At 73.9% G+C, this 26454-nt stretch carries 26 protein-coding genes; 17 read left to right on the forward strand and 9 right to left on the reverse strand.

The features are described from left to right. Positions 1 to 60: 60 nt before the first annotated feature. The 5 genes from ACTOQ2_RS34270 to ACTOQ2_RS34290 all read left to right on the forward strand — a co-directional run bounded on the left by ACTOQ2_RS34270 (position 61) and on the right by ACTOQ2_RS34290 (position 4449). Positions 61 to 1020: an ROK family protein gene (locus ACTOQ2_RS34270; RefSeq protein WP_440104973.1), complete on the forward strand. Its 960-nt coding sequence runs from the start codon at positions 61 to 63 to the stop codon at positions 1018 to 1020. Positions 1021 to 1076: 56 nt separating this feature from the next. Next, the gene (locus tag ACTOQ2_RS34275) at positions 1077 to 1826 is read left to right on the forward strand and encodes a sugar phosphate isomerase/epimerase family protein (protein ID WP_440104974.1); all 750 of its coding nucleotides are present in this window, start codon (positions 1077 to 1079) and stop codon (positions 1824 to 1826) included. Then, positions 1823 to 2926, forward strand: a complete 1104-nt coding sequence (locus tag ACTOQ2_RS34280; RefSeq protein WP_440104975.1) for a Gfo/Idh/MocA family protein — start codon at positions 1823 to 1825, stop codon at positions 2924 to 2926. Before ACTOQ2_RS34275 ends, ACTOQ2_RS34280 begins: the two co-directional genes overlap by 4 nt. 99 nt (positions 2927 to 3025) lie before the next feature. Further along, entirely contained in the window at positions 3026 to 3637 is a 612-nt protein-coding gene (locus ACTOQ2_RS34285; protein WP_440104976.1) for a TetR/AcrR family transcriptional regulator, read from the forward strand. Further along, entirely contained in the window at positions 3634 to 4449 is an 816-nt protein-coding gene (locus ACTOQ2_RS34290; protein WP_440104977.1) for a VC0807 family protein, read from the forward strand. The genes ACTOQ2_RS34285 and ACTOQ2_RS34290 overlap by 4 nt, the downstream gene beginning before the upstream one ends. Here the strand turns inward: ACTOQ2_RS34290 and ACTOQ2_RS34295 are convergent. Continuing rightward, positions 4416 to 5183: a metallophosphoesterase gene (locus ACTOQ2_RS34295; RefSeq protein ID WP_440104979.1), complete on the reverse strand. Its 768-nt coding sequence runs from the start codon at positions 5181 to 5183 to the stop codon at positions 4416 to 4418. The genes ACTOQ2_RS34290 and ACTOQ2_RS34295 overlap by 34 nt on opposite strands. A 203-nt stretch (positions 5184 to 5386) precedes the next feature. Between ACTOQ2_RS34295 and pdxR the strand changes: the two genes are divergently transcribed. Continuing rightward, a complete protein-coding gene (gene pdxR, locus ACTOQ2_RS34300) occupies positions 5387 to 6790 on the forward strand; it encodes a MocR-like pyridoxine biosynthesis transcription factor PdxR (protein ID WP_440104980.1) in 1404 nt (467 codons plus the stop codon). A 49-nt stretch (positions 6791 to 6839) separates the two neighbouring features. Here pdxR and ACTOQ2_RS34305 read toward each other — a convergent pair whose 3' ends face one another. Further along, positions 6840 to 7043 (reverse strand): hypothetical protein, encoded by a 204-nt coding sequence (locus tag ACTOQ2_RS34305; protein WP_440104981.1) that lies wholly within the window; start codon positions 7041 to 7043, stop codon positions 6840 to 6842. A 17-nt stretch (positions 7044 to 7060) separates the two neighbouring features. Here ACTOQ2_RS34305 and ACTOQ2_RS34310 point away from each other — a divergent pair, with 17 nt between their 5' ends. Together ACTOQ2_RS34310 and ACTOQ2_RS34315 are read left to right on the forward strand one after the other, a co-directional pair. Then, complete coding sequence (locus ACTOQ2_RS34310) at positions 7061 to 7696, forward strand: hypothetical protein (RefSeq protein ID WP_362694859.1); 636 nt, start codon at positions 7061 to 7063, stop codon at positions 7694 to 7696. Between the two features lie 177 nt (positions 7697 to 7873). Beyond that, positions 7874 to 9100 (forward strand): NAD(P)/FAD-dependent oxidoreductase, encoded by a 1227-nt coding sequence (locus ACTOQ2_RS34315; RefSeq protein WP_440104982.1) that lies wholly within the window; start codon positions 7874 to 7876, stop codon positions 9098 to 9100. Positions 9101 to 9114: 14 nt separating this feature from the next. Here ACTOQ2_RS34315 and ACTOQ2_RS34320 read toward each other — a convergent pair whose 3' ends face one another. Then, a complete protein-coding gene (locus ACTOQ2_RS34320; protein ID WP_440104983.1) occupies positions 9115 to 9576 on the reverse strand; it encodes a PPOX class F420-dependent oxidoreductase in 462 nt (153 codons plus the stop codon). Positions 9577 to 9789: 213 nt separating this feature from the next. On the opposite strand from ACTOQ2_RS34320, the gene ACTOQ2_RS34325 reads away from it, so the two are divergent. Together ACTOQ2_RS34325 and ACTOQ2_RS34330 are read left to right on the forward strand one after the other, a co-directional pair. Beyond that, positions 9790 to 10446, forward strand: a complete 657-nt coding sequence (locus ACTOQ2_RS34325) for a fasciclin domain-containing protein (RefSeq protein WP_440104985.1) — start codon at positions 9790 to 9792, stop codon at positions 10444 to 10446. A 337-nt stretch (positions 10447 to 10783) separates the two neighbouring features. Then, positions 10784 to 12436: a RecQ family ATP-dependent DNA helicase gene (locus ACTOQ2_RS34330; protein WP_440104986.1), complete on the forward strand. Its 1653-nt coding sequence runs from the start codon at positions 10784 to 10786 to the stop codon at positions 12434 to 12436. Between the two features lie 28 nt (positions 12437 to 12464). Here the strand turns inward: ACTOQ2_RS34330 and ACTOQ2_RS34335 are convergent, their stop codons facing one another. From ACTOQ2_RS34335 to ACTOQ2_RS34345, 3 genes are all read right to left on the reverse strand, one after another. Further along, positions 12465 to 13283, reverse strand: a complete 819-nt coding sequence (locus ACTOQ2_RS34335; protein ID WP_440104988.1) for an SAM-dependent methyltransferase — start codon at positions 13281 to 13283, stop codon at positions 12465 to 12467. A gap of 105 nt (positions 13284 to 13388) precedes the next feature. After that, positions 13389 to 14204 (reverse strand): SAM-dependent methyltransferase, encoded by an 816-nt coding sequence (locus ACTOQ2_RS34340; RefSeq protein WP_440104989.1) that lies wholly within the window; start codon positions 14202 to 14204, stop codon positions 13389 to 13391. Between the two features lie 228 nt (positions 14205 to 14432). After that, a complete protein-coding gene (locus ACTOQ2_RS34345; protein ID WP_440104990.1) occupies positions 14433 to 14936 on the reverse strand; it encodes an ATP-binding protein in 504 nt (167 codons plus the stop codon). Positions 14937 to 15166: 230 nt separating this feature from the next. On the opposite strand from ACTOQ2_RS34345, the gene ACTOQ2_RS34350 reads away from it, so the two are divergent. The 3 genes from ACTOQ2_RS34350 (at position 15167) to ACTOQ2_RS34360 (ending at position 18243) form a co-directional block, all read left to right on the forward strand. Beyond that, entirely contained in the window at positions 15167 to 15403 is a 237-nt protein-coding gene (locus tag ACTOQ2_RS34350) for a DUF397 domain-containing protein (protein ID WP_440083279.1), read from the forward strand. Between the two features lie 128 nt (positions 15404 to 15531). After that, positions 15532 to 16449, forward strand: a complete 918-nt coding sequence (locus tag ACTOQ2_RS34355; RefSeq protein WP_440070847.1) for a helix-turn-helix domain-containing protein — start codon at positions 15532 to 15534, stop codon at positions 16447 to 16449. Between the two features lie 225 nt (positions 16450 to 16674). Next, entirely contained in the window at positions 16675 to 18243 is a 1569-nt protein-coding gene (locus ACTOQ2_RS34360) for an SDR family oxidoreductase (protein WP_440104991.1), read from the forward strand. Positions 18244 to 18287: 44 nt separating this feature from the next. On the opposite strand, the gene ACTOQ2_RS34365 is transcribed toward ACTOQ2_RS34360, so the two are convergent. After that, the gene (locus ACTOQ2_RS34365) at positions 18288 to 18833 is read right to left on the reverse strand and encodes a TetR/AcrR family transcriptional regulator (protein WP_440070849.1); all 546 of its coding nucleotides are present in this window, start codon (positions 18831 to 18833) and stop codon (positions 18288 to 18290) included. A gap of 93 nt (positions 18834 to 18926) precedes the next feature. Here ACTOQ2_RS34365 and ACTOQ2_RS34370 point away from each other — a divergent pair, with 93 nt between their 5' ends. Both ACTOQ2_RS34370 and ACTOQ2_RS34375 read left to right on the forward strand, forming a co-directional pair. Beyond that, positions 18927 to 21440, forward strand: a complete 2514-nt coding sequence (locus ACTOQ2_RS34370; RefSeq protein ID WP_440104992.1) for a molybdopterin-dependent oxidoreductase — start codon at positions 18927 to 18929, stop codon at positions 21438 to 21440. A gap of 61 nt (positions 21441 to 21501) precedes the next feature. After that, positions 21502 to 22428, forward strand: a complete 927-nt coding sequence (locus ACTOQ2_RS34375) for an FAD binding domain-containing protein (protein WP_440104993.1) — start codon at positions 21502 to 21504, stop codon at positions 22426 to 22428. A gap of 115 nt (positions 22429 to 22543) precedes the next feature. Here the strand turns inward: ACTOQ2_RS34375 and ACTOQ2_RS34380 are convergent, their stop codons facing one another. Further along, entirely contained in the window at positions 22544 to 23215 is a 672-nt protein-coding gene (locus ACTOQ2_RS34380; protein WP_440070852.1) for a response regulator, read from the reverse strand. Next, entirely contained in the window at positions 23212 to 24531 is a 1320-nt protein-coding gene (locus tag ACTOQ2_RS34385) for a histidine kinase (RefSeq protein ID WP_440104994.1), read from the reverse strand. Before ACTOQ2_RS34385 ends, ACTOQ2_RS34380 begins: the two co-directional genes overlap by 4 nt. Before the next feature lie 168 nt (positions 24532 to 24699). Here ACTOQ2_RS34385 and ACTOQ2_RS34390 point away from each other — a divergent pair, with 168 nt between their 5' ends. After that, the gene (locus ACTOQ2_RS34390; RefSeq protein WP_440104995.1) at positions 24700 to 25605 is read left to right on the forward strand and encodes an ABC transporter ATP-binding protein; all 906 of its coding nucleotides are present in this window, start codon (positions 24700 to 24702) and stop codon (positions 25603 to 25605) included. After that, positions 25602 to 26450 carry an ABC transporter permease gene (locus ACTOQ2_RS34395; protein ID WP_440104996.1) on the forward strand — a complete coding sequence of 283 codons (849 nt, stop codon included), beginning with the start codon at positions 25602 to 25604 and terminating at the stop codon, positions 26448 to 26450. Before ACTOQ2_RS34390 ends, ACTOQ2_RS34395 begins: the two co-directional genes overlap by 4 nt. Positions 26451 to 26454: the final 4 nt, after the last annotated feature.

Below are 26454 nucleotides of genomic sequence, written 5' to 3' on the forward strand. Positions count from 1 at the left end.
GGTGGCCCCGGTGGCCGCCTGCCGTCCCTCCGGGTTCCGGCGCGCAGGAAAGGCCGGCCGATGACCGCCCTCGCGATCGACATCGGCGGCACCAAGTTCGCCGCGGCGCTGGTCCGGCCGGACGGGACCGTGGCACGCAGGGCGGAACTGCCGGTCGGCCCGGATCCCGAGGCGACGCTGGTCTCGCTCGTCCGGCACATCCGCGAGGTCCCCGGCGTTCGTGACACCGATGGCGCCACCGGCGCAGGCGCCGCCGGAGAGGCCGGGGACCTGGGAGATCTGACCGGGGTCGGCATCGGCTCGGCCGGTCCCCTCGACGCCGTCGCCGGTACGGTCAGCCCGGTCAACATCCCCGCCTGGCGTGACTTCCCGCTGGTCGGCGCGGTGAGCGAGCTCCTTCCCGGCCTTCCCGTCGCGCTCGCGGGAGACGCGCAGTGCATGGCGCTGGGGGAGTGGTGGCGGGGCGGGCATTCGTGCTCCCGGGCCCTGCTGGGCATCGTGGTGTCCACCGGCGTGGGCGGGGGCCTGGTCCTCGACGGGGTGCCGTACGTGGGACCGACCGGAAACGCCGGGCACATCGGGCACATCGCGGTGGACAGCGACGGACGGCTCTGCCCCTGCGGGGCGACCGGCTGCCTGGAGACGATCGCCAGCGGCCCGAGCATGGTCCGCTGGGCGCTGGAGAACGGCTGGAGCGCCTCCGGCGCGCACCCGGACGCCCGCGCGCTCTCGGCCGACGCCGCGCGCGGGGTCCCCGTCGCCCGGCAGGCCTTCCAGCGGGCCGCCGACGCGCTGGCCGTGGCGATCCTCACCACGGCGGCGCTCTTCGACCTCGACGACGTCGTCATCGGGGGCGGCGTCTCCGGGGCGGGGGAGACCCTGCTCGCCCCGCTGCGCCAGGCGGTCGCCAAGCGGGCGGGCCTCGGCTTCCTGCGCGGCCTGAACATCGAACGTACCTCCCTGGAACGCGACGCCGGCCTGTACGGCGCCGCGGCCCTGGTCCTCCCCGTCGCGGGGTAGAGGACCGCGTTCTCTCCTCCGCCCGCAGGCGGAGGTGTCCACGCTAAGGAGAACCGATGAGCTCACTAGCCGTCCAGCTGTACTCCGTGCGCGAACAGGCGGCCGTCGACCGCCGCGCCGTGCTGCGCCGCATCGCCGGCATGGGCTACGGCGCGGTCGAGCCGTACGACGTGCACCTCGATCCGGAAGGTCTCCGCGACGACCTGCGGGAGGCGGGGCTCTCGGTGTGCAGCGTGCACGCCCCGCTCCTCGACGAGCGGCGCGCGGCCGCGCTGGCCGGAGCCGTCACCGTCGGCGCGGAGACCGTCATCGTGCCCGCCGCCCCCGCCGAGTGGTTCGCCGGCAGGGAGGGGGTCGAGCTGGCCGCCAGGAACATCGGCGAGGCGGCCCGCGAGGCGGCCGACCACGGGCTGCGGCTCGGGTACCACAACCACTGGTGGGAGCTGGAGCAGCGGGTGGACGGCCGTCCCGCGCTGGAGGTGCTCGCGGAGCTGCTGGACCCCTCGGTGCTGCTGGAGGTGGACCTCTACTGGGCGGCGACCGGCGGGGTCGACCCGTCGGAGCTGCTGACCCGGCTCGGCGAGCGGGTGAGCCACCTGCACGTCAAGGACGGCCCCGCCACGCAGGAGGGCCCGATGACCGCGGTCGGCTCCGGCCGGGTGCCCATCGTGGACGCGCTGAACACCGCGCCGGACGCGGTGCGGATCGTGGAACTCGACCACTGCGCCACCGACATGCTCCAGGCGCTGGCCGACAGCCACGCCTACCTGACCGGTCTCGCCGCCGCCGGGCGGGTGAACCCGTGACCGGCCCGCTCGGGGTGGCGATCGTCGGCTGCGGGAACATCAGCCACCAGTACCTGGGCAACCTCACCTCCTTCCCCGGCGTGCGGGTGGTGGCGTGCGCGGACCTCGACCTGGACCGCGCCGCGGAGGTCGCCGCGCGGTACGGCGTGCCGGTGGCGACCTCCCCGCAGGAGGCGACCTCGCACCCCGACGTGGAGCTGGTGGTCAACCTCACGGTCCCCGCCGCGCACGCCGAGGTGGCGCTCGCCGCCGTCCGGGCCGGACGGCACGTCTACAACGAGAAGCCGTTCACCGTGGACCGGGAGTCCGGCGCGCGGCTCGTGGAGGCCGCCGCCGCGGCGGGGGTGCTCCTGGGCAGCGCCCCCGACACCTTCCTGGGCGCCGGGCTGCAGACCGCGGCCAGGCTCGTCGCCGAGGGGGCCATCGGCACCCCGCTCACCGCCCTGGTCCTGTTCCAGACGCCCGGCCCCGAGTCGTGGCACCCAAACCCGGAGTTCTTCTTCCAGCCGGGAGCCGGGCCGCTGTTCGACATGGGCCCCTACTACCTGACGACCCTGGTGACCCTGTTCGGCCCGGCGTCGCGGGTGACCGCGGTCGGCCGCAGGGCCAGGGACGAGCGGGTCGTCGGCTCCGGTCCCAAGGCCGGGACGCGTTTTCCGGTGGCGGTGCCCACCCACACGAGCGCGCTCCTGGAGTTCGCCGCGGGACAGGCCGCCACGATGGTCTTCAGCTTCGACTCGCCGCTGCGCCGCACCGGGTTCGTCGAGATCACCGGTACCGAGGCGACCATGCGGGTGCCCGATCCCAACACCTTCGGCGGTGAGGTGCGGTTGCGCCGGGCCGTCGACGACGAGTGGGTGCCGGTCCCTGCGAAGGGCACCGAGGCCGGTCGAGGCCTGGGCGTGCTCGACATGGCCCAGGCCATCCGCGAGGGAAGGCCGCACCGGACCACCGGCGAGCTGGGCCTGCACGTCCTCGACACGATGATCGCCGTCGCGGAGTCCGCGGAGCGGGCCGAGTTCGTGGAGATCGGCAGCACCTGCCCGGTACCGGCGCCGCTGCCCGAGGGATGGGACCCGGCCGCGATCCGTTTCGACTGACGGGTCCGGGCCCGGGGGCCCGACGGCGAGGACGCGAGGGGTGGACCGTTTTCCGGTCCGCCCCTTGCGCTTGTTACTCGTCCGAGTTATTTATTACTTATGCAAGTAACAAAGCCTTCGAGTCTCGCGGCCACCGCGCGACGCGCCCAGATCGTCGAGGCGGCGATCGAGACGATCGCCGAGCTGGGGTACGGGCAGGCCTCCTTCGCGCGCATCGCCGAGCGGGCCGGGCTCAGCAGCACCCGCCTGATCTCGTACCACTTCCGGGGCAAGAACGAGCTGATCGCCCAGGTCGTCGCCGAGGTCCACCGGGAGATCGGCGAGTTCATGTCCGAGCGGGTGCGGGCGGAGCTCACGGCCGGTGGGGCGATCAGGGCCTACATCACGGGCAACGTCGAGTTCATCGCCACCCACCGCGTCCGGATGAGGGCGCTGTACGAGATCTTCGTCAACTACCGGGGCGAGGACGGCGAACGTTCCCATGACGCGGCCACCGACCTGGGAACCCTCTCCCACATCGAGGAGATCCTGCGCTGGGGCCAGCGGGAGGGCGAGTTCCGCGCCTTCGAGCCGAGGGTGATGGCGATGAGCATCCAGCGGTCCGTGGACGGGCTGCCCTTCCTGCTGGAGGCCGACCCGGACGTCGACACCGCCCTCTACGCCGCCGAGCTGGTGACCATCTTCGACCTGGCCACGCGGAGCGGGAGATGAGAGCGGAACGCGAGGCGAGGGCGGAGCCGGGAACGGAGACGAGAACAGGGACGGATCCGAAGACAGAGACGGGAACGGGGGCCGGGGCGGAGGCGAGAGCAGGGGCGGAGCCGGAGACGGGAACGGGGGCCGGGGCGAGGGCGGAGACGAGGACGAGCGCGGGCCGTCGGGCCGCGGCCGTCCTGATGCTCGTGGACCTCGTCCTGCCCATCGGCCTCTACTACGCCCTGCGCGCGGCGGACGTCGGCTACGTCACCGCCCTGGTCGCCGGTTCCCTGGTGCCCGGCACCGGAATGGTCGCCGTCCTCGTCAGGGAGCGCCGCCTCGACTCCGTGGGCCTCTTCATGGCGAGCGCCATGCTGGTGAGCGCCGGGCTGGCGGTCGTCGGCGGCAGCCCCCGTTTCCTGCTCCTCAAGGGTGCCCTGCTGATGGTCGTGGCCGGCGGCTGGTTTCTGGCCACCGCCCGGGGGCCGAGACCGCTGGCCCTGCAGTTCTCCCGGCCGCTGCTGGAGGGCCGGACCGGTGCCAGGGACGTGTCGTGGGACGACCTCTGGAGTGGTTCGCCGCGCTTCCGCCGGGTGTGGCGGGTCTCCACGGTCGTCTGGGGCGTCGGGGCGCTGGCCGACGCGGCCGTCCGGGTGGTGATCGCCCTGGCTGCCCCGATCGACCTCGCCGTGGGGCTGAGCGGCCTGCAGTACGGGGCCTTCTCGGTCCTGATGCTGGTGATCATGAACGTCTACCAGGCGCGCGCCGGCCTCCATGACCCCCGCTCCGGCCTCTACCTCGTCCCCGGCGCGGGGAGGCACCGGTAGTGGGTGGTCAGGCGTCCCTCGTCGTCCAGGATGTGAAAGGCGAGCGCGGGCGGCTGGTCGAGGTGGACGTGGTCCTCGGCGTGGGCCCGGTGCTCCCAGGGGAGCCGGAGGGTGGAGACGACTCCCGGTGCCACCAGCAGCGGCCGTCCGGCGAAGGTGGTCGCCGCCGGGGTGTGGGCGTGCCCGCACAGAAAGGCCGCGAGGTTGGGGTGGCGGTCCGCGATCGCGGCGAGCCGCTCCGCGCCGAACTGACGGATGCCGTCGACGAAGGGGGCGTGCAGCCGAGCCGGCGGGTGGTGGAAGCCGACCAGCACGGGCACCCGGGCCGGGGCCCGGGTCAGGGTGTCCTCCAGCCACGCCAGCGTCTCGTCCTCGAGGAAGCCCTCGTCCTTGCCCGGCACGGAGGAGTCGCACAGGGCGATGACGACGCCGGCCGCGTGGTGCACCTGGTTGATCGGCGCCGTCGTCTCCGGCCGCCCGAGCAGGTGCCGCCGGAACGCGGCGCGTTCGTCGTGGTTGCCGGGACAGATCATGACCGGGTGCCGGGAGGTCAGGAGCAGGCGGGCCCGCTCGTACTCCTCCGGCAGGGCGTGGTCGGCGATGTCGCCGGTGACCAGGGCGGCGTCCAGGTCGTAGGGGAGGTCTTCGAGGTGGTCCATGACGGCCCGGGTGCGCTCGGCGCTGCGCTCCCCGCCGTCGATGTGGGTGTCGCTGAGGTGGGCGATCACGATCATCACCGGGGTCCCTTCGTCGCGGTGTGCGGGAGGTGAGCGAGGACGGCCGAGCGGCCCCGGCCGGCGCACCGATCGCGAGGACGGCCGAGCGGCCCTGGTCGCGCACCGATCGCGATGACGGCGATCCGTTTCGCGCTCGTGCTCCCCGTTCAGGCTCACCTCGAACGTAGAAGGTCACCGGACCAAGAATAAGATCCAGTTTCATGCCGAATTATTGGGCCGGTTCCCGGCTCGACCTGTACATCTCCCCCGACGCGGCGGGCGGGCGGCGCTCCGGCCTGGAGTCCGCGCTCCGGGCGGCGATCCGTCAGGGGCGCCTGCCCGCGGGGACGCTCCTGCCGTCCACGCGCGGGCTGGCCCGGGAACTCGGGTTCTCGCGCGGCACCGTCAGCGCCGCCTACGACCAGCTGGTCGAGGAGGGCTACCTGACCACGCGGCCGGGATCGGGCACCAGCGTGGCCGAGGCGCCGCGACGCGCCCAGGCTCCCGCGCCCCGCGCGCCCGCGCCGGTGACCCCGCCCCACGACCTCCGCCCCGGCCGCCCCGACGTCAGCGCCTTCCCCACCCGTGCCTGGCTCGCCTCCACCCGTCGCGTCCTGGCCCACGCCCGCCCCGAGGTCTTCGGCGCCGGAGACCCGCAGGGGCGGATCGAGCTGCGCGAGGCGCTCGCCGACTACCTGGGCCGCACCCGCGGCGTGATCACGACCCCGGACCGCATCGTGATCACCTCGGGCTACTATCAGGGTCTTGGCCTGCTCAGCGGGGTGCTGGCCGCGGACGGCACCCGCACCGCGGCCGTGGAGGACCCGGGCCACAACGTCTTCCGCGACGTCGTCCGGCGCGCGGGGCTCACCGTCCTCGCCCTGCCCGTCGACGCGCACGGCGCCCGCGTGGAGACGCTGACACGGCGCGCGGGAGCGGCGTTCCTCACCCCCTCGCACCAGTACCCGACCGGCGTCCCGCTGCGTCCCGGCCGCCGCCAGGCACTGGTCGCGTGGGCGCGCTCCACGGGCGGTCTGATCGTCGAGGACGACTACGACGGCGAGTACCGCTACGACCGCCAGCCCGTCGGTGCCCTCCAGGGCGTCGCCCCCGACCAGGTCGTGTACTGCGGCACCGCGTCCAAGACCCTCGGCCCCGCCCTCCGCCTGGCCTGGATGGTCCTGCCGCCGCACCTGGTGCGACCGGTGACGCTGGCCAAGGAACGATCCGACCTGTACACCGAGACCCTGGGCCAGCTCGTCCTCGCCGACCTGATCACCACCCACGCCTACGACCGCCACATCCGCGCCGCCCGCCTGCGCTACCGCCGTCGCCGCGAACTCCTCCTCGACCGGCTGGCCGCCGTTCCAGGCCTTACCGCCCAGGGGGTCCCCGCCGGCCTGCACACCTTCGTCACCCTCGCGCCCGGCGGCCCCACCGAGGACCGGCTCCTGGCCAGGTGCGCCCGCCACGGCGTCGCCCTGCGCGGTCTCACCGAACTCCACCACGATCCCGCCGGCCGCCCGCGGGGCCTGCTGGTCGGCTTCGCCGCCTCGTCCGAGCGCGCCTACCCGGCCGCCCTCGACGCCCTGTCCACGGCCCTCGCCTCCGACGGGCCGGTGTGAGCGCCGTCGCGGGTCCGGCCCGCCCACGGGCGGGCCGGGACGCGTTCGTTCAGGGGGCCCGGTCGGCGGGGTCGACGGTCTTCGGCTCCGGCTCGGCGGGCTCTCCGGCGGACTCCTCCAGGCGGGCGCGGAGGCGGGCGCGGATCTCGTCCGGGGTGTACGCCTGCCGCCGGCGCTCGGCCCGCGCGATCACGACCCCCGTGGCCGCGACGCCCGCCACTCCTGCCAGACCGAGTACCTTCCACCATCGCATGTGCCTACGCTAGCGGAATGTCCGGCAAGAGCATCAGCCTCGACGAGGCCGTCAACCTGACCCGCACCGGCGACGTGTGGCTGTTCCGCGGTCGAACGGTGCCCGATCGAGCCATCCAGACCATGACGAACAGCCCCGTCAACCACGTCGGCATGTCGGTCGTCATCGACGACATGCCGCCCCTGATGTGGCACGCGGAACTGGGCCGCTCCCTGCCCGACCTGTGGTCGGGAACCCACCAGCGCGGCGTCCAGCTGCACGACCTGCGGGAGGCGGTCACGGTCTGGGCGACCAGATACGGCCAGCGCGGCTGGCTGCGGCAACTGGAGCCGCAGACCCCCCGCGAGATGGAGGACGCCGTCCTGCGCACCGTCGCCCGGCTGGACGGCACGCCCTTCCCCTCGACGGCCAGGCTCGCCGGCCGCTGGATGAAGGGGCGGGTGCCCAAGATCTTCAAGCGGGGTACGGAGGAGAGCGCCCTGGAGAGCGCCTACTGCGCCGAGGTCGTCGCGGTCACGTACGAGGCCATGGGGCTGCTGCCGGGGGGACGGCGGCCGAACTGGTACGACCCCGGCCGGTTCTGGAGCGGCGACGACCTGGAGCTGACCGGAGGTTTCCGGCTCGGGGGAGAGATCACCGTGAGGCTGGGGTAGGTCGTACGAGGAAGGGAGCGGCGGACGCAACCCCCGGCACCCGCCTTCTCGAAGACACAGGCGGCGGACCCCGCAGCCGGGGGACTCCACGGACCCACGGACCGGTGAACCCGGTGAACCCGGTGAACCCGGGGGGCCCGCGGACTCCGTGCCGCCGTCGACCCGGGGGGACGCGTCATGCGGGACACGGTGGTCATCGTCGGTGCGGGGCTCGCCGGTCTCGCGTGCGCCCTCCGGCTGCGCTCGGCGGGAGTGGAGGTCCGCGTCGTCGAGGCGGCGGACGAGGTGGGCGGCCGGGTACGCACCGACGTCGTGGACGGCTTCCGGCTGGACCACGGCTTCCAGGTGTTCAACACCGCCTACCCGGAGGCCGCGCGGGTCCTCGACGTCGCCGCCCTGGACCTGCGCCCGATCCCGTCCGGCCTGATCTCCTTCGACAGGGGGCGGCGGGAGCGGCTCATGCTGCCCTGGCGCCACCCGGGCCAGGCGCTCAGCGGGCTGCTGGCCGACGTGGGCTCACCGGCCGACAAGGCGGCCCTGGCGGCGCTGACCGCGCGGGACCTCCTGCTGCCGGCGAGCCTGTTGCGCGGCGGGCGCGAGCGCACCACGCGCGAGGAACTGCGGCACTGGGGCGTCTCGCCGAAGATGGTCGAGAAGCTGATCCGCCCGTTCCTGTCGGGCGTCGTCCTGGAGCGGGAGCTGGAGACCTCCAGCCGTTTCTTCCACCTCGTCTGGCGCGCCTTCGCCCGGGGAACGGTCGGGGTGCCCGCGCTCGGCATGGGGGAGATCACCCGGCAGCTCGCCGCCCGCCTCCCCGAGGGGGCGCTCGCGCCGGGCACCCCGGTCCTCGCCGTGACCGGGGAGGGGGTGGAGACGGCCGGGGGCGCGACGATCCCGGCCCGCGCGGTGGTGGTGGCCACCGACCCCGCCATGGCCGCCACGCTCTGTCCGGGGCTGGAGATCCCGGCGATGCGCTCGGTGACGACCTTCTACCACGCCGCCTCCCGTTCCCCCATGGACGACCCCACGCAGATCGTCGACGCGGAGGGCCACATCACCGACACCCTGGTCATCAGCGACGCCGCGCCGGAGTACGCCCCGCCGGGCCGCGCGCTGGTCTCCACGTCGGTGCTGGGGGTCCTCTCCGACGCGGACGAGCCCCGGGTCAGGGCGCGGCTGTCGCAGATCTACGGGACCGACACCTCGGGCTGGGAGCATCTGGCGACGTACGCCGTCAAGGGGGCGCTGCCCGCGATGGTGCCGCCGTTCCGGCTGCGGCGCCCGGTGCGCCTCGCGCCGGGCCGCTACGTGTGCGGGGACCACCGCGACACCGGTTCGCAGCAGGGCGCCCTGGTCTCGGGGCGCCGGGCCGCCGACGCCGTCCTGGCCGACCTGGGCGCCTGACCCGGGGGCGTCCCTCAGGCCAGCCGGGCCGGGAAGCCGCCGGTGGCGATGGGGCCCCAGCGCTCCGGGGTGAGGCGCAGCAGCGACTTGCCCTGCCGCGTCATGGCCGCCCGGTACTCGTCCCAGTCGGGGTGCTCGCCGGAGATCGACCGGTAGTAGTCGACCAGCGGTTCGAGGGCCTCCGGCAGGTCGAGGACCTCGGCGGTGCCGTCCACCTGCACCCAGGGGCCGTCGAAGTCGTCCGACAGGACCACGATGCTGACCCGGGGGTCGCGGCGGACGTTGGAGGTCTTGGCCCGCTCGGGGTAGGTGGACACCACGATCCGGCCCTCGGCGTCGACGCCGCAGGTCACCGGGGACGCCTGCGGCCTGCCGTCGCGCCGCGCCGTGATGACCAGCGCGCGGTGGCGGACACGGAGGAAATCCAGAAGCCGGTCGCGGGAGACGACCTCGTTGGTTGCGATCTTCGGGCTCATAATGCCCACTCTACGGGGGATGTGGCACGCCCGAATTAACGCCCTGACGAATGGAAAATGGCTCTCTTTCTCGGGAGATATGTGGTCAAGAGTCGTCTAATGGGGCATTTGACACCAAATATCAGGGAATTGATCTCCAATGCAGGACATGAGTGGCTCGGGAACCCGCCGACGGACCCCGGATGGCTCATCCGCCCAAACAAGGAGATAACCGTGAAGCAGAAGTCTCTTCTGGCATCGGCCCTGACCGTGCTCGCCCTGACCGCCGTCCCCGCCGCGCAGGCGGCCGCCGCCGACGCGCGCATCTTCTCTCCCACACCGCTTCCGACGGACACGGCTCTGCCGACCGACAGCGCCTCGCCCACGGACAGCATGTCGCCCGAGCCCTCGGGCATGATGACGGAGCCGTTCGGCCCCGGGTGCGCGTCCCTGCCCGCCAGCGGCGAGGGCAGCCTCAGCGAGATGGCCTCGCAGCCGGTCGCCACCGCGGCCGCCTCCAACCCCGCCCTGTCCACGCTGGCCCAGGCGATCGAGCAGGCAGGCCTGACCGAGACGCTCAACTCCGCCAAGGACATCACGGTGTTCGCGCCGACCAACGACGCGTTCGCCAAGATCCCGAAGGACGCGCTCGACAAGCTCCTGGCCGACAAGGCGCAGCTCACCAAGGTCCTGACCTACCACGTCGTCGAGGGGAAGAAGGCCCCCGAGGACCTGAGCAGCGGCGACCTGACCACGATGCAGGGAGGAACGCTGAACGTCACGGGCTCCGGCGAGGACTTCACCGTCAACGACGCCAAGGTCGTCTGCGGCAACATCCAGACCTCCAACGCCGTCGTCTACCTCATCGACACGGTGCTCATGCCGAAGTGACCGCGGTGACGCGACGCTCGCGACGCTCGTGACGGTCACGACGGCCGTGACGACCACGACGGCCCCGGTGGCCGTCGTGGCCCGGCCGGCCGGGTCGCTCCGGCCGAAGGAGGGGTGCCCGTGCGGGGCGCCCCTCACCCGTGGCCCCGCACGCGTGTCCCTGCTTCCACGGCTCCGCACGCGTGTCCTGATCCCACGGCTCCGCACGCGTGCCTCCGGCCCGTGTCCACCGCCCGCCCATACCCGTCTCGTGCCATCCGGCGATCAAGGGGACGTCGCGCGACTAGCGCCCCGATCCACGGGTAACTGGCCGTCACGCGGAGGGAAGGCGGAGGGCATGAACATCAAGGACAGGTTCGGGCCGAGGGCGCGGAGGCTGCGGGCGGTGGCCCGCAAGGTCTTCGGCTGGCGGGACCTGCGGCCCGGGCAGCTCGACGCCATGCGCCACCTGCTGGGCGGCGGCGACGCCCTCGTGGTCATGCCCACCGGCAGCGGCAAGTCGGCCGTCTACCAGGTGCCGGCCCTGTTGCTCGACGGGCCCACCGTCGTCGTCTCACCGCTCATCGCCCTCCAGCGCGACCAGGTCGCCGGGCTGGCCGAGGCCGACGCGGGCGGTGCGGTCGCGGTCAACTCCGCCCAGTCCGGCGGCGAGGCGTCCCTGGAGGCCGTACGCGCGGGCGCGGCCGAGTTCGTGTTCCTCTCGCCCGAGCAGCTCGCCAAACCGGAGACGGTCGAGCGGCTGCGCGCCGCGCGTCCCTCGCTGATCGCCGTGGACGAGGCGCACTGCGTGTCGGCGTGGGGGCACGACTTCCGGCCCGACTACCTGAGGCTGGGCCAGGTCATCGAGCGGCTGGGGCATCCGCCGGTGGTGGCGCTGACCGCGACGGCCGCCCCCGCGGTGCGCGAGGAGATCATCGCCGCCCTCGGCCTGAGGAACGTCCGTCAGATCGTGCGGGGCTTCGACCGGCCCAACATCGACCTGGAGGTGCGCCGCTTCGTCACCCAGGAGGACCTGAGGCGGGCGCTGGTGGAGGACGCGGCGTCCCGCTCCGGGCTCGGGCTGGTCTACGTCGCCACCCGCCGCGCCGCCGAGGAGTACGCCACCGCGCTGCGCGAGGCCGGTCGCAGGGCCGAGCCGTACCACGCGGGGATGAAGGCGGCAGAGCGCCACAGGATCCACGAGATGTTCCGCGACGACGAGCTGGACGTGGTGGTCGCGACCTCGGCGTTCGGCATGGGCATCGACAAGCCGGACGTGCGGTTCGTGCTGCACGCCGCCCCGCCGGAGTCGCCGGACTCCTACTACCAGGAGATCGGCCGCGCGGGACGGGACGGCGAGCCCGCCGCCGCGGTGCTGTTCTACCGTTCGGAGGACCTCGGGCTGCGCAGGTTCTTCGCCGGGGGACGGGCCGACGAGGAGCTCCTGCTGCGCGTCGCCACGCTGGTGCACGAGCACGGCGGCACCGTACCGGCGGGGGAGCTGCGAACCCTGCTCGGCGTCGGCGCCACCCGGCTCACCCGGCTGGTCAACCTGCTGGAGCGGGCGAACGCGATCGAGGTCACCGGGGAGGGCGACCTGCGCGGGGTGCCCGAGGGGCCCGAGCCCGAGGCGGCCGCGGCGCGGGCCGTCGAGCTGGACGACACCCGGCGCCGCATCGACGACTCCCGGATCGACATGATGCGCGCGTACGCGGAGACCACGGGCTGCCGCCGCCGCTTCCTGCTCGAGTACTTCGGCGAGCCGCGCGAGCGCGGCTGCGAGGCCTGCGACACCTGCCGTGCCGGCCTCCCCGACGAGCCGGAGGCCGTGAAGGGGGCGGCGGAGGAGGGGCCCTTCGCGATGCACGCCAGGGTGCGGCACAGCGCCTGGGGCCCGGGGATGGTGATGAGCAGGGAGAGCGACCGGATCACCGTGCTGTTCGACGAGGTCGGCTACAAGACGCTCTCCCTGGAGGCCGTCGAGCGCGACGACCTCCTGGTCGCGGGCTAGGCCGGGCGGGGTCCGTGCCGGAGCCGGGTCAGCCCCCGGACTTGCGGGCCACCCCGCCCATCGTCCACGTCCTGTCGCGGCCCTGCGCGGCGAGCGGGTTGTCGGGGCGCCAGTGGCGTACGTAGACCAGGCCGGGATCGACCAGGTCCAGCCCGTCGAAGAAGCGCAGCACCTGCTCGCTCCGCCGTGAGGCGTCCTCGCCGCGGCCGAGGATCCGCTGGAAGATCTCGACCAGCGGGCGCTGGGCCTCCGGGCGCGTGTCGAAGACGACGTGACCGATGCCGAAGTGGCTGCCGACCGGCACCGCGTCGCGAAGAACGGCCACGCTCTTGTGCGGGTCGTCCTCGTCGGGGATGAACTGCAGGGCCGACAGGATCAGGACGGCCACCGGCAGGTCCAGGTCGACCAGGCGCAGCAGCTCCGGGTCGGTGAGCAGCTCGCGGGGGTGCATGACGTCACCCTCGACGACGGTGGTGTGGGGGTTGGTGGCCAGCGTGGCGCGGCCGTGGGAGAGCACCACCGGGTCGTTGGAGACGTAGACCACGCGGGTGCCGGGCGCGCTCTCCTGGGCCACCTGGTGGACGTTGCGGCGGGTGGGCAGCCCGGAGCCGATGACGACGAACTGGGTCATGCCCTGCCCGACGAGATAGCGCACCACCCGGCCGAGGAACGCCTGGGCCTCGTGCGTCATGGCCCTGACCTCGGGTGCGATGGCCAGCACCTCCTCGGCCGCCCTGCGGTCGGCGGCGAAGTTGTCCTTACCGCCCAGGAAGTAGTCGTTCATTCTGGCGATGTTGGGCACGCTGGTGTCCAGGCCCGCCCCCGGCCGCCGGGACGCATCGCTCATGTATCGGCTCCTCCTTTTCCTGTGACGATAAAGAACCGCGCGATGCGTGAACAGGTGTCAAGACGCGGTTTATGCATGAAAAACGTGATTATTTGCCAAGAAAGTCTATTCCTTGCGGGCAACGCCGCCGACGACCCAGACGGAGTCCGGCCGGTGGGGCACCGCGCCCTCCGGCCGCCATTCCGGGATGTAGACGATCCCCGGCTCGACCGGCCGCAGCCCGTCGAGGAAGAGCTCGACCTCGGCCTTGGTCCGCAGGTTCGCCCGCCGGGGACCGGTGATCGACCCGCTGTCCTGGAAGAGGGCGGCGAGCCTCGCGGTCCTCTCCGGGCACAGGTCCGAGACCGCGTGGGAGAGGGCCAGGTAGCTGCCCGGCACGACGGCCTTCTGCAGGGCGGCCGTGATCTGCATGGCCTGCACGTCGTCGGAGAAGTCGGTCAGCACCGAGAACAGCAGGATCGCCACGGGTTCGTCGAGGTCGATCATGTCGGTGAGGCCGGGATGCGCCAGGAGCCGCTCCGGGTCGCGGATGTCCGCCTCGATGACCGTGGCCGGGCTGTCCTCCTTCAGGAGGGCCTGGGCGTGGACGACGACCATCGGATCGTTGTCGACGTAGACGACCCGCGCCTCGGGCGCGACGCCGCGCAGGATCTGGTGCACGCTGCCCTGGGTCGGCAGGCCGCAGCCGATGTCGACGAACTGCCGGATGCCGGCCTGCACGAGGAACCGCACGGCGCGGCCGAGGAACCTGCGCCCCTCCCGCGACATGGCGGGGAGCTCGGGGGCGATCGCGAGTGCCGCCTGCGCGGCGGTCCGGTCGGCGGCGAAGTTGTCCTTGCCGCCCAGGAAGTAGTCGGTTATCCGGCCCGCGTTCGGGATCGTGGGGTCGAACCTGAGGCGCTCAGGTTGCGGCGACGCCATGATGTCCTCCGTCCAGCCATGCGGTTCCAGCGGACATTATCGACCTTCCGCCCACGCTGTGCTGTATTTCTTGCCAGAGCCTCCTTCTGCTCATGTCACTTTTTGGATACTCGGCGGTCCGTACCCCCTGCTCCGCGTCTCCCTCGCCGGTGACGGGCGGGCCGCCGGGACGGGTTTCCCCGCGCCGTCGGCGGCGGGCTTCCAGGTGTCGTCGGCGGGCGGGTGCCGTCAGTGGCAGGCCTCCAGGTGGCGTTCCCCCGCCGGGGGCAGGGCGAAGGCCGCCCACACCGCCTTGCCGCGGCTCTCCAGCGGGGCCCAGCCCCACGTCTCGCTGACGCCGTCGACCAGCTGGAGCCCCCGGCCGTTCTCCGCCTCGTAGTCGGGCTCGCGCAGGCAGGGCCCCTGGTCGCTGGGGTCGGTGACCGCGCACAGCACCGAGCGCTCGGTGTGGCAGAGGATCACCTTGACCTCGGGAAAGGAACGGGCGTGCAGGACGCCGCGGGTGCCGTGGCGCAGGGCGTTGGTCACGAGTTCGGAGACCACGACGCCGGTGTCGTCGATCAGCGGCTCCAGCTCCCAGGCCCTCAGCGACCTGGTGGTGAACTCGCGGGCGGTCCGTGCCGCGCACGGGTCGTAACGAAGGCTGCGCACGGCCATCTGCAACTGGCCGGCGTGGCCCTCTTTGCCGGCCCAGGGGGGCAGGCCGCTCGGGGGGAGCAGGTGATCAAGCATCGACAACCACCGTTCCCACCCTCCGATCTCAGCTCGGATAGGTGTGGCTTCGTGTCTTTGGTAACCAGTCATCGGCGACCTTGGGGAGGGGGGCGATCGTATGGCGAGGTTGATCCGTCTAGCCATCTTGCCCTCCGTAATGTGCATAGGCAAGTACAGATGCACGTGCATCTGCACAAAAGCCCTATGCTCGAAGTGTTGTTTCCCTCCCCGACCGGTGAGAGGCGAGGATGAACCAGCTGTACAACGGCATGTCGGCCGCCCTGATGGACGGCGTCGTGTGGCGCAAGAGCCACTTCAGCAACCCCAGCGGCAACTGCGTGGAACTCGCGGAGCTCCCCGACGGCAGGGTCGCGATGCGCAACTCCCGCGATCCCGAGGGCCCCGCGCTGATCTACACCCGCCGCGAGGCCGACGACTTCGTCCGCGGGGTGAAGGGCGGGGAGTTCGACGACCTGATCATCTGAGGGGCCGGGACTGTGATTGAAAAATAAAACTCTCTATGGTCTGGACGCGGCGAGCGGAGTACCGTGAAGGCTCGCGATCGCCACAAAGAGTGCGCAGAGGCTCGCGTTCCGCGCCCGAAGGACTGCAGATGATCACACCCGACGCCGACGGCCCACCGGTCAGTCCAACCTCGATGGCCGCGCCGCGGGGCAGTTCCACCGTGCTGCGGATCGTCCTGGGCGCGCAGCTCCGCCGCCTGCGCGAGCAGCGGGGCATCACGCTGGAGGAGGCGGGGCACTCCATCCGCGCCTCGCACTCCAAGGTCAGCCGCATGGAGCTCGGCAGGGTCAGTTTCCGGATCAGGGACGTGGCCGACCTGCTCACCCTGTACGGGGTGACCAGCGACGCCGAGCGCGAGCCGCTGCTGTCCCTCGTCGAGAAGGCCAACCTCACCGGCTGGTGGCACAACTACAACGACGTGCTGCCCCCCTGGTTCGAGACGTACGTGGGCCTGGAGGAGTCGGCCGCCGTCATCCGCAACTACGAGGTGCAGTTCGTGCCCGGCCTGCTGCAGAGCGAGGGCTACGCGCGGGCCGTCGTCCGGCTGGGCTTCCCCTCGGCCTCCCACGACGAGCTGGACCGCAGGGTGAAGCTGCGCATGGCGCGCCAGCGGCTGCTGCGCCGTCCGGAGCCGCCCCACCTGTGGGCCGTGCTCGACGAGGCCGTGCTGCGCCGCCCGCTCGGCGGGGTCCAGGCGATGTGCGAGCAGATCGACCACATCCTGCGGGCGCTCGAACTGCCCAACGTGACCGTCCAGATCGTGCCCTTCAGCGTCGGCGGCCACGCCGCGGCCGGCGGGCCCTTCAGCATCCTGCGGTTCTCCCAGCCCGACCTGCCCGACGTCGTCTACATGGAGCAGCTCACCAGCGCCGTCTACCTGGAGAAGCGCGACGACGTCGACAGCTACCTGGAGGTCATGGAGCGCCTGTGCATCGAGGCCGAGCCGGCCACGCGCACCCGTGAGATCCTCCTGGGGATCCGCGAGGAGTTCCAGCGGAGGCTGTGAGCCGGAAACGGGGCTCGCGGGACCGGTGAGCGCGGGGCTGCGAGCCGGTGACGCGGCCCGCTCGCGACCGGGCCTGGTCGCGATCGCCGGGCGGCGCCGTACGCGGGGTCTCCGAGCCGGTGACGCGGCCCGTCGCGACCGCCGGGCGGCGTCGCACCCGAGGTTTCCGAGCCGGGGACGCGGCCCGCCCGCAACCGCCGGGCGGCGCCGTACGAAGATGTGGGCATGAGATGTCTCGTGACCGGCGCGGCCGGATACATCGGAGGGCGGCTCGTCCCCGAACTGCTCGACGCGGGTCATGAGGTCCGCTGCATGGTGAGGTCGGCCGGCCGCCTGCGTGACCAGCCGTGGGCCTCCCGGGTCGAGGTCGCCCAGGCGGACGCGTCCGACGCCGAGCAGGCCGCCAGGGCCCTGGAGGGCATCGAGGTGGTCTACTACCTCATCCACACGATGGGCGGGGGGAGCGACTTCGCCGCCGCCGACCGCGAGGCGGCCACCACCTTCGCCGCCGCGTGCGAGCGCGCGGGGGTCCGCCGCGTCGTCTACCTCGGCGGTCTCGTCCCGGAGGAGAGGCCCTCCCACCCCGGTGGTCCCGCGCCGGGCGAGAGGCTCTCGCCGCACATGAGCTCCCGCGTCGAGGTGGGGGAGATCTTCCTGCGCTCCTCGACGCCCGCGGTGGTGCTGCGGGCGGCGGTCATCATCGGATCCGGCTCCGCCTCCTTCGAGATGCTGCGCTACCTCACCGAGCGGCTGCCCGTGATGACGACGCCGCGCTGGGTCGCCACCAGGACACAGCCCATCGCGATCCGCGACGTGCTGCGCTACCTCGTGGCCTGGGCCTCCGTCGAGGAGGAGGTGAACCGCTCCTTCGACATCGGCGGCCCGGACGTGCTCACCTACGCCGACATGATGCGGGTCTACGCGGAGGTCGCCGGGCTGCACCGCCGGCTGATCATCCCGGTCCCGGTGCTCAGCCCCGGCCTGTCGAGCCACTGGGTGGGACTGGTCACCCCGGTCCCGGCGGGCCTGGCCCGCCCGCTGGTGGAGTCGCTGCGCAACGAGGCCGTCTGCGGCGAGCACGACATCGCCCGCCACGTCGAGGACCCGCCCGGCGGCCTGACCGGGCTGAGACGGGCGATCGAACTCGCCCTGGAGCGCATCAAGGAGGCCAGGGTCGTCACCCGCTGGTCCTCGGCCTCCATCCCCGGCGCGCCGAGCGACCCGCTGCCCACCGACCCCGGCTGGGCGGGCGGCAGCCTGTACGTCGACGCGCGGGCCCGCCGGGTCGGCGCCTCGCCGGAGGCCCTGTGGGCGGTCGTCGAGGCCGTCGGCGGGGAGTCGGGCTGGTACTCCCTGCCGCTGGCCTGGAGCCTGCGCGGCCTCCTCGACCGGCTGGTCGGCGGCGTGGGCCTGCGCCGGGGGCGCCGCGACCCCAAGCGGCTCCGGGTGGGCGACTCGGTCGACTTCTGGCGGGTCGAGGAGGTCGAGCCGGGCCGCCTGCTGCGGCTGCGCGCGGAGATGCGCCTGCCCGGCCTCGCCTGGCTGGAGATGCGGGTGCTCACGCACCGGGGGGAGACCGTCTACGGCCAGCGGGCGATCTTCCACCCCCGCGGCCTGGCCGGGCACCTCTACTGGTGGTCGGTCGCGCCCTTCCACAGCCTGATCTTCGGGCCGATGCTGCGCAACGTGGCGAAGGCCGCCGAGCGCGGGGTCCTGCCCGTCCCCTCCGAGGGCCGGGCCGCCGCCCTCGACGCGCCCGCCGCCGGCGAGCCCAGGGACGCCGTCCCCGGCTGACCCGCCGGCGGCCCACCGTCACGACCGGCTGTCACGACCGGCTGTCACGGCTCGCCGTCGCGGGCCACGATGACGTCGACGATGTCCGCGTACCCGATCTCCTTGTGCGTGAACTGTCCCGCCACCGCGAACTCCGCGAGGCCGTGGGCGGTCGAGAGCAGGGCCATCACCCGGGCCTTGGACGCCGGCCCGTCCCAGGGGCCCCGCATGCCGAGCGCGGTCGTCACCTGGTCGATCGCCGTCTCCAGCTCCGGGTGGTCCCCGGCGAGGAACTCCGCGGCGAACACCAGCCGGTACTCCTCGCGGTGCGTCGTGGCGTACTCGACGTAGCTCAGGTAGAAGGCCCGCAGCCGGTCGCGCGGGCTCGTCCCCTCCAGGATCGCCGCGGCGACGTGCGCGCTGAGATCGGCGATGACCCGGACGGCGAGCGCCGCCAGCAGCGCGGTCTTGTCGCTGAAGTGCCGGTAGGGGGCCGTACGGGACAGGCCGGCCAGGTCGCCGACGGCGCGCAGCGTCACGGCGTCGAGGCCCCCCTCGCGCAGCAGTCTCAGCGCGCTGTCGACCAGGCGGGTCCTGGTGTCGTCCACCATGTAGGTCCACCTTCCCGGGCCTCGTGTGTTGACAACGTCAACGTACCTGGTTGACACTGTCAACATGATGTTGACGACGTCAACCGGAGAGCTATGAAGATCACGGTGAACGGACTGCCCGCCACGGTGGACGCCGGCCCCGACGACGCCGCCGTGGATGTCCTGCGCGAAGGACTCGGCCTCACCGGCGCCAAGGCCGCCTGCCGTACCGGAGTCTGCGGCGCGTGCACGGTCATGGTGGACGGGGTGCCCCAGGCGAGCTGCCTGCTGCCGTCCGCCGCGCTGGAGGATCGCGAGATCACCACCGCCGAGGGCCTCGACCACCCCGTCCAGCGGGCGCTCGCGGTCCACGACGGCCTGCAGTGCGGCTACTGCACGCCCGGGTTCGCGGTCGAGGGCGCCGCCTTCGTCGACGCCTGGCGCGCCGAGCACGGCGACGTCGCGCCACCGCGCGAGCGGATCGCCGCCGCCCTCGCCGGTCACCTGTGCAGGTGCGGCGCGTACGAGGGAATCCACGCCGCGATCGCCGCCGCCTGCCGGGGCGAGCACGACGGCGCCGCGGGGACACCCGCCCGGGTGGAGGCGATGGACAAGGTCACCGGCCGCGCCCGCTACACCACCGACGTGCGCCTCGAGGGCCAGCTGGAAGGGGTGATCATCCGCTCGGCGAGGGCGCACGCCCGCGTCACCTCGGTCAGGGTGGACGCCGCCCACGTGGTCGACCTGCTGCCGCCCGACCGTACCGTCCGCTACGCGGGCCAGCCCGTCGCCGCCGTCGCCGCCCCCACCCGCCGCGAGGCGCTGGCGATCGCGGAGGCCGCCGAGATCGGCTACGACCCGATGCCCGCCGCGCTCGACGACGCGCCGGACGCCCCACCCGTCTACGACGAGGTCGCCAAGAAGCACGTCCCCAGCTCCAGCGAGGGGCTGGAGCTGCCCGGCGACTGGAACGGCAACGTGCGCGGTCCCTTCACCAGGGCGAGCTGGCGCGGGCGCACCGCCGTCAAGCGGATCGAGGCCGCCCGCCGCGACGCCGACCCCCGCCTGGTGACCGGCACCTTCACCACCGCCGTCCAGGTCCACACCCCGCTGGAGCCGCACGCCTGCGTCGCCCGCTGGGACGACGAGGGCGACCTGCACCTGCACCTGTCCACCCAGACCGTGGGCGTGGCCGCCGAGCAGGCCGCCAAGCGGTGGAACCTGCCCGCCGGGCGGGTCCACGTCGTCACCGACCACGTCGGCGGCGGCTTCGGGGCCAAGAGCGGCGTCGGCACGGAGACGATCGCCGCCGTCGAGCTCGCGCGGGCCTGCGGCGCGCCGGTGCGCGTGGTGTTCGGCCGCGCCGAGGAGCTCACCGACGCGGGCAACCGCCCCGGCACCCGCACCACCCTCGAACTGCTCACCGACGACCGCGGCGACCTCGTCGCCCTCACCATGGACGTCCACGGGCGCGGCGGCGTGGCCATCGGGTCGGCCGTCGCGGTGATGGCCCGCCTCATGTACGGCACCGCGCCCCGGCGGCTCCGCGACTACGACGTGGTCACCAACGAGCCGCCGGGCACCCCGTTCCGCGGCCCGGGGGCGCCGCCCATGCTCTGGGCGCTGGAGCAGGCGGTGGACGAGGCCGCCCACCGCCGGGGCGAGGACCCGATCGCGCTGCGCCGCCGCTGGGACGGCAACCGCAAGCGGCACGCCCTCTACGACCTGGCCGCGGCCCTGCCCGGGTGGACGGCCAGGCCGCGGACCGGCTCCCAGACGGGCCGCTTCCGCCGGGGCGTCGGGGTGGCCGCCGCCAACTGGGCCTACATGCTCGACCCCGGCACGGAGGTGGAGCTGCGCGTCGAGGGCGACGTGGTCGTGGCCCGCACCACGACCCAGGACATCGGGACCGGCATCCGCACCGTCATCGCCGGCGTCGTGGGCGAGGAGCTCGGGCTGCCCGCCGAGCGCGTCCGCGTCGAGATCGGCAGGACGGGCACCGTGCACGGGCCGGCCTCGATCGGCAGCCGCACCACGGTCTCGGTGGCCCCCGCCGCGCGCGACGCCGCGCGGCGCCTGCGGAAGCTGGGCCTGACCGACGGCGCCCGGGTCGTCGGCGGGCGCCGCCGCGACCGGCGCGGCTACGTCACCCCGTTCCCGGTGGGCGGCATGGCGATCGGCCGCGGGTTCAGCGGTTCGGTCCACGTCACCGAGGTCGAGGTCGACACCCGCCTGGGCGCCGTCAGGCCGCTGCGGGTGTGGGCCGGGATCGCGGTGGGCCACATCTACGCCGAGCGGCTGGCGCGCAGCCAGTGCGAGGGCGGCGTCGTGCAGGGCATCGGCTACGCCCTGTACGAGGAGCGTCTGGTCGACCCGGTGACGGGAGTCGTGCTGACCGCCAACCTCGACGACTACCGCATCCCCGGCATCGGCGACACCCCGGAGATCACCGTGCACTTCCACCGCGACGGGTGGGACCACGTCAACGGCCACGGCGTCGGGGTCGGCGAGATCTCCACGGTCGGCGTGGCCGCCTCGGTGGGCAACGCCGTCCACAACGCCACCGGCTGGCGCCCCCACGACCTGCCCATCCGTCCCGACCGGCTCCTCGAGGGGATCAACCGGTGATCCTCTTCCCGCGGATCCGCGCCGGAAGCTGTTCGATGATCCCCGCACTGGAAGGTGTTCGATGACCGTACTCACCGACCTCGGCGAGGCCGTGCGGCGCGGCGGCGAGTTCCGCGCCGGAGGCACCGACCTGATGGGCCGCCGCGCGGCGGGGCCGCACGTGGACCTGCGCGGCCTGCCCGATCTGTCCGGCGTCACCTGGCGGCCGGACGGCTCCGCCGGGATCGGCGCGCTGACCACGGTCGCGCGGGTGGCCCGCGACGCGCGCCTGGCCGCCGACCACCCCTGCCTGGCGCTGACGGCGGCGGGTCTGGCCACCCCCCAGATCCGGGAGGTAGCCACCGTCGGGGGCAACCTGCTACAGCGCAACCGCTGCGCGTACTTCCGCAACCCGGCCTTCTCCTGCCACCAGGACGGCGGCGACCACTGCCCGGCACGCGCCGGGCTCGCCCCGAACGCCGTGATCCTCGACACCGGCCCGTGCGTCGCGCCGCACCCGTCGTCGCTGGCGGTGGCCCTGCTCGCCTGCGACGCCTTCGTCGAGGTGCACGGCAGGGACGCGTTCCCGATCGCCGAGCTGTACGGAGACGGCTCGGACCCCTCCCGCGACCACCTGCTGGCCGCGGGGGAGATCCTTCTGTCCGTCGTCCTGCCGCCGCCCGTGCCGGGGGAGCGGGCCGCCTACCACCGGGCGATCGGCAGGTCGGAGGCCGAGTGGCCGCTGGTGGAGGCGGTGGCGCGGCTCGTCGTCGACGACGGCGGGAGGATCACCTTCGCCCGGGTGGCCGCGGGGGGCGTCGCCCGCGTCCCCGTCCGCCTGCCCGAGGTCGAGGAGGCGCTCCTGGCGGGCGAGCCCCTGGACCGGGCGGCCGGGCTGGCCGTCGCCCGGTGCGCCCCGGCGGCCCCCGACTCCTCCAAGCTCGCGCTGCTCGCCGGGACCGTCCTGGAGGTCCTGGAACGCGCGACCGGCACCGGCGAGCCCCGCTGACCTGACCGGACCGTCCCCCGCCGCGCGAGGGCGGGGGACGGCGGGCGCCCGGCCGGTCCGATACCGGAAAGGGCCCGTCACGGCGGGGCCGAGGGGTGGGGGTGCGGGGGCCGGCCTAGCGGGGCGGGCGAGCCGCCGTGACCAGGCCCGTCTCGTAGGCGACGATGACGAGCTGGGCCCGGTCGCGCGCGCCGAGCTTGCCGAGCAGGCGGCCCACGTGCGTCTTCACGGTCGCCAGGCTCAGGGTCAGGTGGTCGGCGATCTCCGTGTTGGACAGTCCCCTGGCGACGAGCGCCAGCACGTCGAGCTCCCGCCCGGTGACCCCGTCGAGCTCGCGGGCCGTCGGGCGCGCCGGTTCGGGACGCCGGGAGAACTCGGCGATGAGCCGGCGCGTCACCGTCGGCGCGAGCAGCGCCTCGCCGGAGGCGACCACCCGGATCGCGGCCAGCAGGTCGCCCGGCGGGGTGTCCTTGAGCAGGAAACCGCTGGCCCCGGCCCGCAGCGCCGCGTAGACGTACTCGTCCAGGTCGAACGTGGTGAGCATGAGCACCCGCACGCCCGGGACACCCGCCGGGCCGCAGATGCGGCGGGTCGCCTCGATGCCGTCCATCTCCGGCATCCGCACGTCCATGAGCACGACGTCCGGCGACCCGCCGCGCGCCAGCTCCACCGCCTCGGCACCCGTCCCGGCCTCGCCGACCGTCACCAGGTCGGGCGCGGTGTCCACCAGCACCCGGAAGCTCCCGCGCAGCAGCGCCTGGTCGTCGGCGACGAGCACCCGGATCACCGGGCCTCCTCCTGCGGCACGCGCGTCGTGCCGGGTGACCCGGCCGTCTCCCCGTGCGGCACGTGCGGCGGGTGAGTTCCCCGGGGCGGCGGGAACGTCCCCTCGCACGGTGCGCGCGCCTCCCGGTGCGGCACGCGCGTCTCCTCGTACGGGATGCGGGCCGAGACCCCGAACCCGCCCTCCGGGCGGCGCCCGGCCGTGAAGGTCCCGCCGTACACGGCCACCCTCTCGCGCATCCCGATCAGCCCGTGCCCCGGCCCGCCGGGCAGCACCCGCTCGCCGGGCCCGTCGTCGGCGACCTCGACCCGGACCTCGCCCCCGGACGCCTCGACCGAGACCCGGCACCGGGCGGGGGCGGCGTGCCTGACGACGTTGGTCAGCGCCTCCTGGACGATCCGGTGGACCGACAGCTCCACCCCCTCGGGCAGGCCGGTCGCCCGGACGTCCAGCTCGACGCGCACCCCGGCCATCGACGCCCGCTCCACGAGGCCGGCGAGACCCGCGAGGCCGGGGGAGGGGGCGAGGGCGGGCGGCGCGCAGAGATCGGCGTCGTGGTCGGCGTCGAGGTCGGAGCGGAGCACTCCCAGCAGCTGGCGCATCTCCGCCAGGGCGCCCCTGCTGGTGGTCTCGATGACGCGCAGCGCGTCCGTGGCCTCCTCGGGCCGCACGGCGGCGACGTGGTGGGCGACGCCCGCCTTGACCGCGATCAGGCTCATGCTGTGCGCCACCACGTCGTGCAGCTCGCGGGCGATCCGCAGCCGCTCCTCGGCCACCGCCCGGCCCGCGAGCTGCTCGGCCGCCCGCGCCGTGTACGCCCGCCGCTCGCGCACGGCGCGGCCCGCGACCCAGGCGCCGCCCATGAACGCCACCCCCACCAGCAGCGGCCCGGCGACGCCGGGTGCCGGGGCGGAGGTGCCCACCGCCGACAGCAGCAGGACGGCCACCGCGCCGCAGGCGCCGATCGCGATCGTGGGCTCCCACCGGGGCCGGGGCCGGGTGAGCGCCACGATGTAGATCGCGAAGGCCGCCGCCGCGAACCTGTCGTGTACCGTGCCGAGGACGACGAGGGACACCAGCGACATCGCGAGGACGGCGCAGAAGACGGTGAGCGGCCACAGCCGCCGTACCGCGAGCGGCAGGGTGATCCCGGCCAGGATCAGGAACCGCGCCCACGCGGGCACCGCCGGGTCCGGGTGCCCGGCTCCGAACAGCAGCAGCGCGAGCGCGTACCCCGCCGCCCCCAGGGTGTCGAGGCGGACGAGCCGGGCGCGGCTCCAGTGCCGCGGGAAGAGCGAGTCGTCCATGGTGAGGTCCACGATGAGACCGTATCCGCCAAGGTCGCGTCCCCGCCTCCCCCCACGGGACGTCATCCCCGGGACCGACCCTCCCGCGCCGCGGGCGTCGCCGTCGGACCCGGGACCGACCGCGAAGTGCCCGCCCTGGCCCGACGCGCCCGGGGCCTGCCCCGCGAGAGCCTCGACGGCATGATCGAAGTCAGGGAGTTGACCAAACGCCACGGCGCGACCGTCGCGGTGGACGGGCTGTCGTTCCAGGTGAGGCCGGGCCTGGTCACCGGGTTCCTTGGCCCCAACGGCGCGGGGAAGTCGACCACGATGCGGGTGCTGCTCGGGCTGGACGCCCCCAGCTCCGGCCAGGGGCTGATCAACGGGCGCCGCTACGCGACGATGCGGCACCCCCTGCACGAGGTCGGCGCGCTGCTCGACGCGAACGCGGTGCACGGCGGGCGCAGCGCCTACGACCACCTGCGCTGCCTGGCGCGGAGCAACGGGATCGGGGCCTCGCGGGTGGCCGCCGTCCTGGAGCGGGTGGGCCTGGCGGGGGTGGCCCGCAGGCGGGCCGGTGACCTCTCACTCGGCATGCGGCAGCGGCTGGGGATCGCGGCGGCACTGCTGGGCGACCCGGGCGTGCTGATGTTCGACGAGCCGGTCAACGGGCTCGACCCGCAGGGCGTGCGGTGGATCCGCCACCTGATGCGCTCGCTGGCCGCCGAGGGACGCACCGTGCTGCTCTCCAGCCACCTGATGAGCGAGATGGAACTCACCGCCGACCGCCTCGTGATCATCGGGCGCGGCCGGCTGGTCGCCGAGACCACGGTCGGGGACCTGGCCGCCCGCCGCGACCGGGGTGTGCTGGTGCGCTCACCGCGCACCGCCGAGCTCACCGGCGTGCTGGAGGCCGCCGGCGCGACGGTCGGGACGGAACCGGGCGGGGGACTGGTCGTCAGGGGGCTGGACATCGCGCGGATCGGGGACCTGGCCGCGGCCGCCGGCCTCGCCGTGCACGAGGTCACCCCGCGCGGCGCCTCGCTGGAGGAGGCGTACATGGAGCTGACCGGCGACAGCACCGAGTACCTGGCGGGCGGGCGATGACCGGTCTCCCGCGTCTCCCGCGCCGCGAGGTGACGGGGAGCCGGCCGACAGCGGACGTGCTGGCCGCCGAGTGGCTGAAGCTGCGCACCGTCCGCTCCACCTGGTACGTCCTGACCGCCGTCGCCGCCTCCGTCGTGCTCATGGTGGTGTTCACCCTCTACGTGGGCGGTCTGTGGGACGGGCTGCCTCCCGAACGGCGGGCCACCCTGCGCGCCGCGCGGCCCGAGCAGCTCCTGCTGCTGCCGGTGCAGATCTGCATGGCCGTGCTCGGGGTCCTCGCGTTCACCTCCGAGCACGCCACCGGCATGGCCCGCACCACCTTCACGGCGGTGCCGCAGCGCGCGGTGGTGCTGGCGGCCAGGGCGGCGGTCGTGGCCGCCGTCGCGTTCGCCGTGGGGCAGGGGAGCGGGCTGGTGACGTTCGCCGCCGGCCGGCTGATCATCGGCGACCGCCCGATCCCGGGCTTCGCGACGCCGCTGTGGGAGGAGTTTCCCGGGATGTTCGCCGCCGGCCTGTCGGCGGTGGTGCTCGCCATGGTCGGGCTCGGCGCGGGCGTCGTGCTGCGCTCCACCGCCGGGGCGATCACCGGCGTCGTCGCGTACCTGTACGTCCTGCCGAGGTTCGCGACCGCGCTGCCCGAGCCGTGGAACGCCAGGGTCGGCTCGGTGCTGCTGGAGGACCTGACCCGGCAGGCCGCGGGCGAGCCGCCCCTGGCGGTCGGGCTCGGCGACGCGGCCGCGGGGATCGGGCTGTCCCCGGCGGCGGCGCTGGCTGTGATGGCCCTGTACGTCGTCGCGGCCCTCGGCGCGGCGGCCGTCGCGCTCACCCGCAGGGACGTCCGGTGACCGG

It is taken from the genome of Streptosporangium sp. H16 (assembly GCF_051918855.1).
Taxonomy (GTDB): Bacteria; Actinomycetota; Actinomycetes; order Streptosporangiales; family Streptosporangiaceae; genus Streptosporangium.

Excerpts from the sequence above, each read along its gene's own strand:
- ACTOQ2_RS34275 (WP_440104974.1), top strand. The coding sequence starts at position 1,077 with ATGAGCTCACTAGCCGTCCAGCTGTACTCCGTGCGCGAACAGGCGGCC.
- ACTOQ2_RS34395 (WP_440104996.1), top strand. The coding sequence starts at position 25,602 with ATGACCGGTCTCCCGCGTCTCCCGCGCCGCGAGGTGACGGGGAGCCGG.
- ACTOQ2_RS34290 (WP_440104977.1), top strand. The coding sequence starts at position 3,634 with ATGAGAGCGGAACGCGAGGCGAGGGCGGAGCCGGGAACGGAGACGAGA.
- ACTOQ2_RS34330 (WP_440104986.1), top strand. The coding sequence starts at position 10,784 with ATGAACATCAAGGACAGGTTCGGGCCGAGGGCGCGGAGGCTGCGGGCG.
- ACTOQ2_RS34340 (WP_440104989.1), bottom strand. The coding sequence starts at position 14,204 with ATGGCGTCGCCGCAACCTGAGCGCCTCAGGTTCGACCCCACGATCCCG.
- ACTOQ2_RS34295 (WP_440104979.1), bottom strand. The coding sequence starts at position 5,183 with ATGATCGTGATCGCCCACCTCAGCGACACCCACATCGACGGCGGGGAG.
- ACTOQ2_RS34375 (WP_440104993.1), top strand. The coding sequence starts at position 21,502 with ATGACCGTACTCACCGACCTCGGCGAGGCCGTGCGGCGCGGCGGCGAG.
- ACTOQ2_RS34305 (WP_440104981.1), bottom strand. The coding sequence starts at position 7,043 with ATGCGATGGTGGAAGGTACTCGGTCTGGCAGGAGTGGCGGGCGTCGCG.
- ACTOQ2_RS34335 (WP_440104988.1), bottom strand. The coding sequence starts at position 13,283 with ATGAGCGATGCGTCCCGGCGGCCGGGGGCGGGCCTGGACACCAGCGTG.
- ACTOQ2_RS34365 (WP_440070849.1), bottom strand. The coding sequence starts at position 18,833 with ATGGTGGACGACACCAGGACCCGCCTGGTCGACAGCGCGCTGAGACTG.
- ACTOQ2_RS34310 (WP_362694859.1), top strand. The coding sequence starts at position 7,061 with ATGTCCGGCAAGAGCATCAGCCTCGACGAGGCCGTCAACCTGACCCGC.
- ACTOQ2_RS34370 (WP_440104992.1), top strand. The coding sequence starts at position 18,927 with ATGAAGATCACGGTGAACGGACTGCCCGCCACGGTGGACGCCGGCCCC.
- ACTOQ2_RS34390 (WP_440104995.1), top strand. The coding sequence starts at position 24,700 with ATGATCGAAGTCAGGGAGTTGACCAAACGCCACGGCGCGACCGTCGCG.
- ACTOQ2_RS34270 (WP_440104973.1), top strand. The coding sequence starts at position 61 with ATGACCGCCCTCGCGATCGACATCGGCGGCACCAAGTTCGCCGCGGCG.
- ACTOQ2_RS34350 (WP_440083279.1), top strand. The coding sequence starts at position 15,167 with ATGAACCAGCTGTACAACGGCATGTCGGCCGCCCTGATGGACGGCGTC.
- ACTOQ2_RS34355 (WP_440070847.1), top strand. The coding sequence starts at position 15,532 with ATGATCACACCCGACGCCGACGGCCCACCGGTCAGTCCAACCTCGATG.
- ACTOQ2_RS34360 (WP_440104991.1), top strand. The coding sequence starts at position 16,675 with ATGAGATGTCTCGTGACCGGCGCGGCCGGATACATCGGAGGGCGGCTC.
- pdxR (WP_440104980.1), top strand. The coding sequence starts at position 5,387 with ATGCCGAATTATTGGGCCGGTTCCCGGCTCGACCTGTACATCTCCCCC.
- ACTOQ2_RS34320 (WP_440104983.1), bottom strand. The coding sequence starts at position 9,576 with ATGAGCCCGAAGATCGCAACCAACGAGGTCGTCTCCCGCGACCGGCTT.
- ACTOQ2_RS34285 (WP_440104976.1), top strand. The coding sequence starts at position 3,026 with ATGCAAGTAACAAAGCCTTCGAGTCTCGCGGCCACCGCGCGACGCGCC.
- ACTOQ2_RS34345 (WP_440104990.1), bottom strand. The coding sequence starts at position 14,936 with ATGCTTGATCACCTGCTCCCCCCGAGCGGCCTGCCCCCCTGGGCCGGC.
- ACTOQ2_RS34315 (WP_440104982.1), top strand. The coding sequence starts at position 7,874 with ATGCGGGACACGGTGGTCATCGTCGGTGCGGGGCTCGCCGGTCTCGCG.